The organism is Yersinia bercovieri ATCC 43970, assembly GCF_013282745.1.
In the GTDB taxonomy this organism is placed as follows: Bacteria; Pseudomonadota; Gammaproteobacteria; order Enterobacterales; family Enterobacteriaceae; genus Yersinia; species Yersinia bercovieri.
Map to the genome: position 1 here is coordinate 2,551,604 of NZ_CP054044.1, position 13,120 is coordinate 2,564,723.

The window sequence follows — 13,120 nt, forward strand, 5'->3', positions numbered from 1 at the left end:
TCGAAAAAACAACGCTATGGCACGAAAAACCAAACAGCAAGCCGAAGAGACCCGGCAACAAATTCTAGATGCCGCAGTGCGGGAGTTTTCTGCGCATGGCGTTTCCGGCACCTCGCTTACAGATATTGCTGCCGCCGCAGGTGTCACCCGTGGCGCAATTTACTGGCACTTCAAGAATAAGGTAGACCTGTTTAACGAAATTTGGGAGTTATCAGAGTCTAAAATTGATCAGCTCGAATCAGAGTATCAGATAAAATATCCTGATAATCCACTCCGAATCTTACGAGAAATACTTATCTATGTTCTTGTTTCCACTCGTGAGGATTGTCGACGCCGCGCATTGATGGAAATTGTCTTCCATAAATGTGAGTTTGTCGGTGAGATGTCCTCACTCCATGATGCACGTAAAGTTCTTGATTTAGCTAGTTATGAGCGAATTGAGGCCGTTTTGCAAGGTTGTATTGATGCGCATCAATTGCCCGCCAATCTAGATACTTGTCGCGCTGCGATTATCATGAGAGCTTATATTACAGGTTTGATGGAAAACTGGCTCTTTATGCCAGAAAGTTTTGATATAAAACAAGAGGCGCCGATATTAATCGATGCCTATTTAGATATGCTAGCCCACAGCCTTTCATTGCGTAAAGAGACTAATAGCAAGGTATAGGATTATCTGGAGCGGCTTATATGAGGAGTGCGTTATGAGTTCACTGGTTGTGATTGCCAATGGTGCCGCTTATGGCCATGAGTCATTATTTAATGCACTGCGCTTATCCATCACGTTGAAAGAGCAACAAACCGATCTCGATTTACGCCTATTCTTGATGTCGGATGCAGTTATTGTCGGTATTCACGGGCAACAGCCTCGTGAAGGTTATAATTTGCAGCAGATGCTGGAAATTCTCACGGCACAAAATGTCCCGGTTAAATTATGCAAAACCTGCGCAGATGCCCGTGGTGTCAGTGGATTAACACTGGTCGATGGTGTGGAAATTGGTACCTTGATAGAGCTGGCGCAGTGGACTTTGGCTGCCGAGAAAGTGCTGACATTCTAAATGACAGGAGGATTACGTCCTGCTCATCAATGTACATTGCTGGCGGTTACATCCTAATCAATAACAAATGCGTAACTGCCCGCATAATTGCAGCTATTCACGGGCTGAAAGACTTTTCTTATTATGACCCGAGACTGAACGTGATAGGATTTCAGCCTCTCTGTTGAATGAAGTTCAAATATGAACAGCAGATTTCGCAAGCAATATTCCATACCACTCTCGTTACCCATGATGGCATCAGCTGTATTTCTCTTGCGCCTCCAGACAATGATTATTCTGCTTATAATTTCATTGCTGTTATCGCCACTCACTCTGGCATCAAGTATCAACATTGATGTACCAACCCGCAGTGAGGTGATGAGCCAGCTAGATGCCTTATCAAAACAAAAAATATTGTCACCTGCGGAAAAACTCGCACAGCAAGACCTGACTAAAACATTGGAATACCTTGATACGATTGAGCGTACCAAGCAGGAAGCTAATCAGCTTAAGCAGCAATTGGCGCAGGCGCCGACGAAGCTACGCCAGGCAACTGAAGCACTGGATTCGCTGAAAGATAGCTCAGCAGATACCTTGACCCGTGAGTCACTGGCTAACTACTCATTGCGCCAGTTAGAGTCGCGCCTGAATGAAACCTTGGATGATCTGCAAACCGCGCAGGAAGACCTCTCGGCCTATAACAGCCAACTTATCTCTCTGCAAACACAGCCGGAACGGGTGCAGAGTGCGATGTATAACGCGTCGATGCGTTTAATGCAAATTCGCAATCAACTCAATGGATTATCGCCAAATCAAGACATTCTGCGCCCAAGCCAACAGCAAGAGTTATTGACCGAGCAGGTGATGCTAAATGCACAACTGGATTTGCAGCGTAAAAGTCTGGAAGCCAATACCACTTTGCAAGATTTGCTGCAAAAACAGCGGGATTATACCACTGCGCACATTAACCAACTGGAGCGTTATGTCCAGATATTGCAAGAGGTGGTCAGCGGTAAGCGGTTAATTCTCTCAGAGAAAACAGCCAAAGAGGCGCAAGCACCCAATGATGCAGCGGACATCCAAAATGACCCGTTAGTCAGCCGTGAACTGGCGATTAATAAAGAGCTGAGTCAGCGGCTGATTAATGCTACGAAAGAGGGCAACACGCTGGTACAACAGAATATCAGGGTTAAAAATTGGCTAGACCGCGCCCTGCAATCTGAGCGTAATTTAAAAGAGCAAATCACCGTATTACGTGGCAGCCTGCTGCTTTCGCGTATTCTCTACCAGCAGCAACTCAATTTACCGGCGTCCGGCTTAATTACCAATATGACGTCACGTATTGCTGACTTGCGGCTCGAGCAATTTGAAATTAATCAGCAGCGTGACCAGCTATTCCAGGGGGATGACTATATCCAAACCCTGATGAGCGATAGCAAAGAGAAGATTAGCCCTGATGTGGAAGATGCTCTCGGGCAAATTGTTGATATTCGCCGTGAACTGTTAGACCAATTGAATAAGCAGTTGGGTAACCAACTGACACTGGCCATTAATCTGCAAATCAACCAACAGCAGCTACTCAGCGTCAATGAGTCATTACAACATACCCTGACACAGCAGATTTTTTGGGTTAGTAGCAACAAACCGATGGATTGGTCTTGGCTGAAAGCCTTACCGGGAGCGCTTAAAGCTGAACTGAGCAATTTCCACTTTACCCTGTCTCTGGGGGATGTGGTGGCTGGTCTGATCAAATCACTGGTATTTCTGATACCTATTCTGATTGTGGCGGGGGTGATCCGATCACGCTATAAAATCATTAATAAACATCTGGATAGGCTTGCCGCCGATGTCGGGCAATTAAAGCACGATAGCCAAATGCACACACCCAATGCCATCATGCTTACCTTGCTGAAAGTGTTACCGGGTAGCTTAATTATCTTAGGTATCGGCTACTGGTGCCTGCGTTCAGAGTTTAATCTCAGTGAGTTATTTTGGAGCTTCTTCCAACATCTGGCACTGTTCTGGCTGATATTCGACCTGACTTATCGCATGTTATCTCCGGGGGGGATCACTGAGCGGCACTTTATGATCTCGGCCGATAGATGTGCACATTATCGCCGGCAAATGGTGCGCTTGGGGGCGGCTTTATTACCGGTCATCTTCTGGTCTGCATTGGGGCAGAAAAGCCCACTTCGGCTGGTCGATGATGTCATTGGGCAGGTTGTTATAGTGATAGCGTTGGCCCTGCTGGCGCTATTTGTCTTTCCATTCTGCCGGGATAGCTGGCGGGAGAAAGACTCCCATGCGGTACGATTAGTGATTGTTACCGCAGTGGCTGTAACCCCTATCATATTGATTGGATTAATGGTTGCTGGCTATTTCTATACGACGCTACAACTGGCGGGGCGCTGGATTGACAGCCTGTACTTACTATTCCTGTGGAACATTGTTTATCTGACGGCGATTCGTGGCTTAGGGGTCGCGGCGCGGCGTCTGGCTTATCGTCGGGCGATTGCACGGCGGCAAAGTTTGGTGAAAGAGGGGGCTGAAGGCGGGGAGCCAGTCGAGGAGCCACCGCTGGCACTGGATCAAATTAACCAACAGTCATTGCGTTTGACCACCATGGCACTGTTCCTGATTTTCGCCACCTGCTTCTACTGGATCTGGGCTGACCTGATCACGGTTATCTCCTATCTGGACAGTATCTCTTTGTGGCATTACAGCACAACAGTCGCGGGTGCGAGCGTGACGCAGGCGGTGACATTGGGGAATATGCTGGTGGCCTTAATGGCACTGGTCGTCTCCTATATTCTGACGCGCAACCTCCCCGGTTTGCTTGAAGTGGTGGTGCTGTCGCGGCTACAACTACGCCAAGGCACCTCTTACGCCATCACCACCATCCTGACCTACCTGATTACCGCCATTGGTGGGATAACCGCCCTAAGTTCACTTGGGGTTTCGTGGGATAAATTGCAATGGCTGGTGGCGGCGCTCTCGGTTGGTCTGGGGTTTGGTTTGCAGGAGATCTTTGCCAACTTCGTCTCCGGCTTGATTATTCTGTTCGAACGCCCCGTACGTATCGGCGATACCATCACTATTGGCACCTTCTCGGGTAATGTCAGCAAAATACGGATTCGTGCAACAACAATTACCGATTTTGACCGCAAGGAAGTGATTATTCCGAACAAGGCGTTCGTCACTGAGCGGCTGATCAACTGGTCACTGTCAGATACGATCACCCGCATTATTATTAAAGTTGGCGTCGCGTACGGCTCTGATTTAGCAAAAGTGAAAGAGGTGCTGTTACAAGCTGCTCATGAGAACCCACGGGTAATGAGTGATCCTGAACCACAGGTATTCTTCCTGGATTTTGGTGCCAGTACCCTTGATCACGAGTTGCGTTTGTATGTCCGTGAACTGCGGGACCGTAGCTATACAGTGGATGAATTGAATAGGGCGATTGATAAATTATGTCGCGAGAATGACATTAATATCGCCTTTAACCAGTTGGAAGTGTACTTGCATAAACCGGATGGTACTCAACTTCAGGAGGTGAACCGCCCGCTTGAAACCAAAGGCTTACCTGCTGCGCAATCTGATCTGGGAGATACGAAGCCTGACTTACCGGATATCAATAAGCCGCTCGCTTGAGGCCATTTAGCAAATTGGGGATAGGTAATAACTCAGGATTATCTATAGGGTAAATTATTTATACCCTATAGATTTCAATCTGAGGTTTGGCGGCGGAGCTTACGCTGGTAATCCAGCTGTACTATCTCTAGCGCCTTCAGTGCTGTTTCTGGCGCGATTTCATTGCACTCTAGCAGATAGATAAGATCTACTGCCAGTTGCAGTTCTGGTGAGGCTTTTTCAACTGACATAATGTGACCAACACTTGGTTTTCAGTTTAATGAGGAAAGCCGGGTAATAGGTTGCTTCACTGCAAACTTCCACCTGACTTGATTCAATCCATTCGCCAAAAGGTTCCAAGATGCAGAAAGGCGGCAACCGGGGGATCCCAATGAGCTTACATCAGTAAGTTGTTCGGGGGATTGAGCAGAGCCAACACACCTGCACCTGGAGCGGCGATGGTATAAAAACATTATAGAAAACTATTGGCTGTCGGAACCCTGACGATTCAAAAAATGTGACAAATATTCAAAAACCGTTCTCTTTTTTCTCAATACTGCGCTCTATTTTGATCAGCGCTTGTCGGCAACGCATTAAACGACCCTCCAGTGCTGCCAGCTCCTTTTGTATCTTTTGCTGCTCAGAGAGCAGACTTTGTCGGCCCAGTTGACTCTCTCTATCCTGAATCATGGCCAGTATACGCCGCTCATAATCTTGATGCTCAGCCAACTTATGATAAGGGTCCAATTTACTATCCCGCGGTTCAGGATTAGATCTCCTTAGTTTTTGAGTGGCCAACTCTCTTTGTAGCGCTGAGATCTGTGCGACCAATTTCTCAGCCAGAAAGGCGACTTGCTGGGGACGATTCTCGGCAACCACTTGTTTCAACTGCGCCATGTTTTTGCGCACTTCCTGTAGATAGTCGCGAAAACGGTTACCATGGTTAGCAAATAGATTCAGATCAAAGCGGGCCTGTTGGGAGGGAGTATTAGCTTGAGGGCCAACCTGAGTCGACAATGCTTCAATTTGGCTTTCAAGCACCTGCAATAATTTTTCTGTACTCATGGCGCAGCTCCTGGACATTTTCCCGCCAGCTTGCCTTCGAATGGTTGTAGTTACAAGCAAGAGGGCGGTTAAATAAGTGGGGTATACAGATACTGGGCTAATAATGGTAAGAATATCTGTTGATGATAGCCAGTGCATGGGTTAATGATAAGCCATTTGATGAGCACTATAGTGTAAGTAAAGGGAGTGTATGTCTCGTTGGCTATTAATAATATTAGGGTGGCTGGCGGTGGTATTGGCAACCCTGGGTGTGGTGCTTCCTCTGCTACCCACTACACCATTTCTGCTACTGGCTGCGTGGTGTTTTGCGCGATCCTCCCCCCGTTTTCATCACTGGTTACTCTATCGCTCATGGTTTGGTAGTTACATCCGTACCTGGCAGCAGCATGGTGCATTGCCGCAAGGTGTTAAGTGGAAAGCTATTTTGGTCACCGTGCTCACTTTTGCCCTCTCACTTTGGTGGGTGAAAATTTGGTGGGTTAGGGGCTTATTGCTCATCATATTAACGGTATTGCTGACCTTTATGTTACGAATGCCAGTTATTGACCTATCGCAACAAAATAAGCGCTGAGTAGTTCACACTAGTTGCAATTTAGTATCAGTTTGCATAGATTTGAGCGTTTTCGTGCGCGGGGTGAGTCCTCGTTACGTCCTTAGGGTTAAGGATGCGGTAACTTGCACTATCGGGGCATCATCGCTAGATAGAATAAGTTACTCCGCTGATGCGACATTCGCATTGGTTGGCCGCGCTTTAGTATGTACAGCAGTTTTATCAGGCACAAATTATGACCGCTACTGCACCGAATACAGCACAACAGCTTAAATATATTAAAGACAGTATTAAAACCATCCCCGATTATCCAAAAGCGGGAATACTGTTCCGTGATGTGACCAGCTTGCTGGAAGATCCATTAGCCTATGCCTCTAGCATTGAAATGCTGGTTGAGCGCTATCTGGATAAAGGCGTGACCAAAGTAGTGGGTACTGAGGCCCGCGGCTTTTTGTTTGGTGCGCCAGTGGCTTTGGCTCTGGGTGTTGGCTTCGTCCCTGTGCGCAAGCCGGGCAAGTTACCACGTGAAACCATCAGCGAAAGTTATGAGTTGGAATATGGCACCGATAAACTCGAGATCCACACCGACAGTATTCAGCCAGACGATAAGGTCTTGGTAATTGATGATTTGCTGGCTACCGGCGGAACGATTGAAGCGACGGTTAAATTGATTCGTCGTCTGGGTGGTGAAGTGACTGACGCGGCGTTTGTCATTGATTTGCCTGAACTGGGTGGCGAAGCTCGTCTCACTCAGCAAGGGATTACTTGCTACAGTCTGGTCTCCTTCAGTGGCCATTGATTGTACTGAAAATATCAGCCTCGCCGTGAGTGGCGAGGCTGTGTTAGCATGGCCCTCTAGATTATCCAACTTCTCCGGTATTAATGAGCTATCAGGCCCTTGCCCGTAAGTGGCGCCCCCAAACCTTTGCAGACGTCGTTGGTCAGCAGCATGTTCTGACGGCGCTAGCCAATAGCCTTTCGTTAGGGCGCATTCATCACGCCTATCTGTTCTCCGGCACCCGTGGTGTTGGCAAGACCTCTATCGCTCGGCTATTAGCCAAGGGCCTTAATTGCGAAACGGGTATTACCGCCACGCCGTGCGGCATTTGCGCTAACTGCCTCGAGATCGAACAGGGCCGTTTTGTTGATCTGATTGAGATAGATGCCGCCTCGCGGACGAAAGTAGAAGATACCCGAGAGCTGCTGGATAATGTGCAATATGCCCCAGCCCGTGGCCGCTTCAAGGTCTACTTGATCGATGAAGTGCACATGTTGTCGCGCCACAGTTTTAATGCGCTGCTAAAAACCCTTGAGGAGCCGCCAGCACATGTGAAATTCCTGCTGGCGACCACGGATCCGCAGAAGTTGCCGGTGACTATCCTCTCCCGCTGTCTGCAATTCCACCTCAAAGTGATCGATGTTGAAGTTATCCGTGCACTGCTCGAAAAGATCTTGCAGGTCGAGCAAATCAGCAGTGATGCACGCGCACTACAATTACTGGCGCGGGCTGCCGATGGCAGTATGCGTGATGCCCTTAGTCTGACGGATCAAGCCATTGCGATGGGTGATGGGAGCATTACGACAGCTACTGTCAGTCAAATGCTTGGCACGCTGGATGATGAGCAACCACTGGCGATAATTGAAGCTTTGGTCAGTGCCGATGGTGCGCGGGTGATGGCGCAGGTAGAGCAAGGAGCATCACGTGGTGTCGATTGGGAAAACTTACTGGTTGAAACCTTAAGTTTACTGCACCGCATTGCGATGGTGCAGTTGCTACCCTCTATGCTGGATAATCATTACGCGACGATCGAACCACGTTTACGCGAACTGGCCCGCACATTACCGCCTGCGGATATTCAGCTCTATTATCAAACCCTGCTGGTGGGCCGCAAAGAGCTGGCCTACGCACCGGATCGCCGCATGGGGGTTGAAATGACCCTATTGCGGGCGCTGGCTTTTCACCCTAAAGCAGTCATCGCTGAACCCCAGATCATGCCCGCCACGACGCCGATGGCCGCCATGGATAACAGTACGCCAGCCCTTCAGCGCGATCAACATAGGCAAACTGTTCAAGCTGAACCGCAGCAAGATGCCCCGCCACTCGGGGCTGCCGCGCCAGTGAGTGCTCAGTTACCCGACTCTACCGCGCAACTTCTTCAAGCGCGAACGCAGTTACTGCGACAGTCGGGGACGACCACCGCAAAAAAGAGTGAACCGGCAGCGCCAGGAAAAGCGCGGCCGGCAAACTCAGCACTTGAGCGCTTAGCTTCAGTGACTGAGCGCAGCCAGCAGCGCCTGGCCGCCAAATCAACGGAAGAGAAGAGACCGGCGAAGAAAGAAGCTTACCGCTGGACTGCACAGAATCAGCCTGAAGTCTCAGTTGAGCCTATAGCCACACCGAAAGCGATGCGTTCGGCGCTGGAACATGAAAAAACGCCAGAGCTTTCGGCGAAATTAGCCGAAGAGGCGATGGCGCGAGACCTCTGGGCGGCTGAGATAGATAAGCTACAAATTCCTAAATTGGTGCAGCAGCTTGCGCTGAATGCATTTAAAGAAGAAATAGAACCAGGTAATATTTGCCTTCACCTGCGTTCTGCTCAGCGCCACTTAAATTCGCCATCGGCGCAAAAGGCGTTGGCGGAGGCACTGAGTGAATTACAAGGTAACGCTGTTACACTTAGCGTTGTCGAAGATGATAATCCAGCGGAGCTTACCCCGTTGGAGTGGCGGCAGGCCATTTATGAAGAGAAACTGGCGCAAGCGCGTCAGTCAATTATTGCGGATAATAATATTCAGACACTGCGTCGTTTCTTCGACGCCGAACTGGATGAAGAGAGTATCCGGCCAGTTTAACCGCTGCGATAAGTGCATGGTGCACTGACGCGGCCCCTTGCGATGAGAGATGACTATGTTTGGTAAAGGCGGTATTGGCAATTTAATGAAACAAGCCCAGCAGATGCAGGAAAAAATGCAGCAGATGCAGGAAGAAGTCGCCAAATTAGAAGTTACCGGTGAATCTGGCGCGGGCTTGGTAAAAGTGACCATTAATGGGGCGCATAACTGCCGCCGGGTTGAAATCGACCCAAGCCTGTTGGTTGAAGATGATAAAGAGATGCTGGAAGACTTGATTGCTGCCGCATTGAACGATGCTGCTCGCCGTATCGATGAAACGCAAAAAGAGAAAATGGCCTCTGTATCCAGTGGTATGCAGCTGCCACCAGGCTTTAAGATGCCGTTCTGATGCAAACCAGTCCACTCCTTGAATCATTAATGGAGGCGTTGCGCTGCTTGCCGGGTGTTGGCCCGAAATCAGCGCAACGGATGGCATTCCAACTGCTACAACGTGATCGTAGCGGTGGGATGCGCCTGGCACAATCATTGACCCGAGCGATGTCCGAAATCGGCCACTGTGCTGATTGCCGTACATTTACCGAGCAAGAGCGTTGCACCATTTGCGCCAATCCCCGCCGTCAGCAAAATGGCCAAATCTGTGTGGTCGAAAGCCCTGCGGATATCCATGCAATTGAGCAAACCGGCCAGTTTGGCGGGCGCTATTTTGTACTGATGGGGCATTTATCCCCGATGGATGGTATTGGCCCTGGTGATATTGGTTTAGATTTGCTCGAAAAACGGCTTGAATCTGAAACCATTACTGAGGTTATTCTGGCAACCAACCCGACAGTTGAGGGGGATGCCACTGCCAACTATATTGGTCAGATGTGTGGTCAATATGGGGTATTAGCCAGCCGTATTGCACATGGCGTACCTGTGGGGGGGGAGCTGGAAATGGTTGATGGTACGACCCTATCTCATTCGTTAGCCGGGCGTCATCCCATTAAGTATTAAACCCATATCATCATGTGGGCGATGGGTTTGCTATTGATTAACATCTGAATAATTTTATTCGTGATCATTAACTTATCGCCCCTCATCCTCTGTTTTTTCTGCGTTGAGACTTGAATCCTTCTCCTGTCGGCCCCATCTAATTCTCATTGTTCAATTTTGTACCTATCGGTAATTTGGATTGAGGTAATTAATGAGTATGAAAGGTCAAGAAACCCGTGGATTCCAGTCTGAAGTAAAGCAACTTCTTCATTTGATGATTCACTCGCTCTATTCTAATAAAGAAATTTTCTTGCGCGAGCTGATCTCCAATGCCTCTGATGCGGCAGATAAATTGCGTTTTCGCGCGCTGTCTAATCCTGAATTGTTTGAAGGCGACGGCGAGCTGCGTGTACGTCTATCTTTTGATAAAGAAAAACGTACTTTGACCCTAAGTGATAACGGCATCGGTATGGGCCGTGAAGAAGTGATCGATAATCTTGGTACTATCGCGAAGTCAGGGACCAAAGCATTTCTTGAATCTATTGGTTCAGATCAAGCCAAAGATAGCCAACTGATTGGTCAGTTTGGTGTCGGCTTCTATTCCGCCTTCATCGTGGCCGATAAAGTCACGGTACGCACCCGTGCTGCCGGTGCCCCAGCGGATGCTGGCGTGTTCTGGGAATCAGCAGGCGAGGGTGATTACACCATTGCTGATATCACCAAAGAAGATCGTGGTACTGAAATTACCCTGCACCTGCGCGAAGGTGAAGACGAATATCTTGATGATTGGCGTCTGCGCTCGGTTATCAGTAAATACTCAGATCACATTGCGTTGCCGGTTGAAGTGCAAAGTAAAAATGAAGAAGACGGCACTATTACCTGGGAGAAAATCAATAAAGCTCAGGCATTGTGGACCTGCAATAAAGCAGATATCACCGACGACGAATACAAAGCATTTTACAAACATATCGCCCATGATTTTACCGATCCATTAATCTGGAGCCACAACCGCGTTGAAGGTAAGCAGGAGTACACTAGCCTGCTGTATATCCCGGCGCAGGCACCTTGGGATATGTGGAATCGTGACCACAAGCATGGCTTGAAACTTTACGTTCAGCGCGTATTTATCATGGATGACGCAGAACAGTTCATGCCGAACTACCTGCGATTTGTTCGCGGCTTAATAGACTCTAATGACCTGCCGCTCAACGTCTCTCGCGAGATTCTGCAAGACAGCCGTGTGACTCAAAATCTGCGCAGTGCGTTGACCAAACGTGTGCTGCAAATGCTGGAAAAGCTGGCCAAAGACGATGCTGAGAAATATCAGCAGTTCTGGCAGCAGTTTGGCATGGCGCTGAAAGAGGGGCCGGCTGAAGACGGCAGCAATAAAGAGACCATCGCTAAATTACTGCGCTTTGCTTCAACACACAGTGACAGCTCAGCACAGACCGTCTCATTGGAGGAGTATGTCAGCCGCATGACCGAAGGGCAGGAGAAGATCTATTACATCACTGCTGACAGCTACGCGGCGGCGAAGAATAGCCCACATTTGGAACTGTTCCGCAAAAAAGGCATTGAAGTTTTACTGTTATCCGATCGTATTGATGAGTGGATGATGAGCTACTTGACTGAGTTTGAAGGTAAAATCTTCCAGTCGGTCAGTAAAGCGGATGATTCGCTAGATAAACTGGCAGATGAAGAGCGCCCAGAGCAGCAAGAAGCTGACAAAGCACTGGCGCCATTTATCGAACGCGTTAAAACCCTGCTAGGTGAGCGAGTGAAAGATGTCCGCCTGACACATCGTCTGACGGATACACCGGCGATTGTCACGACAGATGCCGATGAGATGAGCACGCAGATGGCGAAGTTATTTGCAGCTGCGGGCCAGCAGGCACCTGAAGTGAAGTACATCTTCGAACTGAACCCAGAGCATGGTTTGGTAAAACGAGCTGCTGATGTGACGGACGACGCCCAATTTGCTGAATGGGTAGAGTTATTACTGGATCAAGCGCTATTAGCTGAGCGGGGAACACTAGATGACCCTAACCAGTTTATTCGCAGAATGAATCAGTTATTAACGGCTTAATTAAGTAATAGAACGCCTCTGGTATATAATGTATCAGAGGCGTTTTTTTATTCAATTTCAGTAAGTTAAACTTAAATTTTGCTGTAGCCCCGCTAATACAATCTCGCTAACCAACCTCGCACGCCTTGAGCCAACCCCCCTGAAAATGGTATGGTTGTTCGTTTTCCGCATTTTCGCTTTATTTAAGTAAAAACACATAGAAAAACTACATAGCAAGGGGATTTACGCAATGCGTATCATTCTGCTGGGCGCTCCGGGCGCTGGTAAGGGTACTCAGGCTCAATTCATCATGGAGAAATACGGTATTCCGCAAATCTCTACAGGTGACATGTTGCGCGCCGCTGTAAAAGCAGGTTCTGAGTTAGGTCTGAAAGCGAAAGAAATTATGGATGCGGGCAAGCTGGTCACCGATGAGCTGGTTATCGCATTGGTAAAAGAGCGCATCACACAGGACGATTGTCGTGACGGTTTCCTGTTAGACGGGTTTCCGCGTACCATTCCTCAAGCTGATGCTATGAAAGAAGCGGGCATCAAGGTTGATTATGTACTGGAATTTGATGTTCCAGATGAGCTGATTGTCGAACGCATCGTTGGCCGTCGGGTACATGCTGCTTCAGGTCGTGTTTACCACGTTAAATTCAACCCACCTAAAGTTGAAGACAAAGATGATGTGACTGGTGATGAACTGACCATTCGGAAAGATGATCAGGAAGCCACCGTACGTAAACGTCTGATTGAGTATCATCAACAAACTGCACCATTGGTCTCTTACTACCGCAAAGAGGCTGATGCGGGTAATACGCAATACTATAAACTGGACGGAACCCGTAAAGTAACAGAAGTCAGTGCTGAACTGGCGACTATTCTCGGTTAGTTCTGAATGGTAAGATAGCGAAGGCGACCTGAGGTCGCCTTTCGTATTTTACGGAT

General features: G+C 48.5%; 12 protein-coding genes and 1 other annotated feature. Of the genes, 10 read left to right on the plus strand and 2 right to left on the minus strand.

The window, feature by feature from the left end; genetic code table 11:
• The first annotated feature begins 16 nt into the window (after positions 1-16).
• The 3 genes from acrR (at position 17) to mscK (ending at position 4,685) form a co-directional block, all read left to right on the plus strand.
• Positions 17-667, plus strand: a complete 651-nt coding sequence (gene acrR / locus HRK25_RS11405; RefSeq protein ID WP_005272689.1) for a multidrug efflux transporter transcriptional repressor AcrR — start codon at positions 17-19, stop codon at positions 665-667.
• Positions 668-701: 34 nt separating this feature from the next.
• On the plus strand, positions 702-1,055 hold the full coding sequence (locus tag HRK25_RS11410) for a DsrE/DsrF/TusD sulfur relay family protein (RefSeq protein ID WP_005272688.1): 354 nt from the start codon (positions 702-704) through the stop codon (positions 1,053-1,055).
• Positions 1,056-1,235: 180 nt separating this feature from the next.
• A complete protein-coding gene (gene mscK / locus HRK25_RS11415; RefSeq protein WP_032897177.1) occupies positions 1,236-4,685 on the plus strand; it encodes a mechanosensitive channel MscK in 3,450 nt (1,149 codons plus the stop codon).
• Positions 4,686-4,759: 74 nt separating this feature from the next.
• Here the strand turns inward: mscK and rsmS are convergent, their stop codons facing one another.
• The gene (rsmS, locus tag HRK25_RS11420) at positions 4,760-4,915 is read right to left on the minus strand and encodes a pleiotropic regulatory protein RsmS (protein WP_005272684.1); all 156 of its coding nucleotides are present in this window, start codon (positions 4,913-4,915) and stop codon (positions 4,760-4,762) included.
• A gap of 277 nt (positions 4,916-5,192) precedes the next feature.
• A complete protein-coding gene (gene priC / locus HRK25_RS11425) occupies positions 5,193-5,729 on the minus strand; it encodes a primosomal replication protein PriC (protein WP_005272683.1) in 537 nt (178 codons plus the stop codon).
• 190 nt (positions 5,730-5,919) lie between these two features.
• On the opposite strand from priC, the gene HRK25_RS11430 reads away from it, so the two are divergent.
• From HRK25_RS11430 to adk, 7 genes are all read left to right on the plus strand, one after another.
• Positions 5,920-6,300: a DUF454 family protein gene (locus HRK25_RS11430; RefSeq protein WP_005272681.1), complete on the plus strand. Its 381-nt coding sequence runs from the start codon at positions 5,920-5,922 to the stop codon at positions 6,298-6,300.
• A 214-nt stretch (positions 6,301-6,514) separates the two neighbouring features.
• Complete coding sequence (apt, locus tag HRK25_RS11435) at positions 6,515-7,078, plus strand: adenine phosphoribosyltransferase (protein ID WP_005272679.1); 564 nt, start codon at positions 6,515-6,517, stop codon at positions 7,076-7,078.
• 83 nt (positions 7,079-7,161) lie between these two features.
• Entirely contained in the window at positions 7,162-9,132 is a 1,971-nt protein-coding gene (gene dnaX / locus HRK25_RS11440) for a DNA polymerase III subunit gamma/tau (RefSeq protein ID WP_005272677.1), read from the plus strand.
• Positions 8,462-8,526: a sequence feature (DnaX frameshifting element), on the plus strand. It overlaps the preceding gene by 65 nt.
• Before the next feature lie 55 nt (positions 9,133-9,187).
• On the plus strand, positions 9,188-9,520 hold the full coding sequence (locus HRK25_RS11445) for a YbaB/EbfC family nucleoid-associated protein (RefSeq protein WP_004718772.1): 333 nt from the start codon (positions 9,188-9,190) through the stop codon (positions 9,518-9,520).
• Positions 9,520-10,125 carry a recombination mediator RecR gene (recR, locus tag HRK25_RS11450; protein WP_005272675.1) on the plus strand — a complete coding sequence of 202 codons (606 nt, stop codon included), beginning with the start codon at positions 9,520-9,522 and terminating at the stop codon, positions 10,123-10,125. The genes HRK25_RS11445 and recR overlap by 1 nt, the downstream gene beginning before the upstream one ends.
• A 196-nt stretch (positions 10,126-10,321) precedes the next feature.
• The gene (htpG, locus tag HRK25_RS11455) at positions 10,322-12,190 is read left to right on the plus strand and encodes a molecular chaperone HtpG (protein ID WP_005272672.1); all 1,869 of its coding nucleotides are present in this window, start codon (positions 10,322-10,324) and stop codon (positions 12,188-12,190) included.
• A 229-nt stretch (positions 12,191-12,419) separates the two neighbouring features.
• The gene (gene adk / locus HRK25_RS11460; RefSeq protein WP_005272671.1) at positions 12,420-13,064 is read left to right on the plus strand and encodes an adenylate kinase; all 645 of its coding nucleotides are present in this window, start codon (positions 12,420-12,422) and stop codon (positions 13,062-13,064) included.
• Positions 13,065-13,120: the final 56 nt, after the last annotated feature.

What these genes read in the sequence shown, in the direction of transcription:
- acrR (WP_005272689.1), top strand. Translation starts at nt 17, where the DNA reads ATGGCACGAAAAACCAAACAGCAAGCCGAAGAGACCCGGCAACAAATT.
- HRK25_RS11410 (WP_005272688.1), top strand. Translation starts at nt 702, where the DNA reads ATGAGTTCACTGGTTGTGATTGCCAATGGTGCCGCTTATGGCCATGAG.
- mscK (WP_032897177.1), top strand. Translation starts at nt 1,236, where the DNA reads ATGAACAGCAGATTTCGCAAGCAATATTCCATACCACTCTCGTTACCC.
- rsmS (WP_005272684.1), bottom strand. Translation starts at nt 4,915, where the DNA reads ATGTCAGTTGAAAAAGCCTCACCAGAACTGCAACTGGCAGTAGATCTT.
- priC (WP_005272683.1), bottom strand. Translation starts at nt 5,729, where the DNA reads ATGAGTACAGAAAAATTATTGCAGGTGCTTGAAAGCCAAATTGAAGCA.
- HRK25_RS11430 (WP_005272681.1), top strand. Translation starts at nt 5,920, where the DNA reads ATGTCTCGTTGGCTATTAATAATATTAGGGTGGCTGGCGGTGGTATTG.
- apt (WP_005272679.1), top strand. Translation starts at nt 6,515, where the DNA reads ATGACCGCTACTGCACCGAATACAGCACAACAGCTTAAATATATTAAA.
- dnaX (WP_005272677.1), top strand. Translation starts at nt 7,162, where the DNA reads ATGAGCTATCAGGCCCTTGCCCGTAAGTGGCGCCCCCAAACCTTTGCA.
- HRK25_RS11445 (WP_004718772.1), top strand. Translation starts at nt 9,188, where the DNA reads ATGTTTGGTAAAGGCGGTATTGGCAATTTAATGAAACAAGCCCAGCAG.
- recR (WP_005272675.1), top strand. Translation starts at nt 9,520, where the DNA reads ATGCAAACCAGTCCACTCCTTGAATCATTAATGGAGGCGTTGCGCTGC.
- htpG (WP_005272672.1), top strand. Translation starts at nt 10,322, where the DNA reads ATGAAAGGTCAAGAAACCCGTGGATTCCAGTCTGAAGTAAAGCAACTT.
- adk (WP_005272671.1), top strand. Translation starts at nt 12,420, where the DNA reads ATGCGTATCATTCTGCTGGGCGCTCCGGGCGCTGGTAAGGGTACTCAG.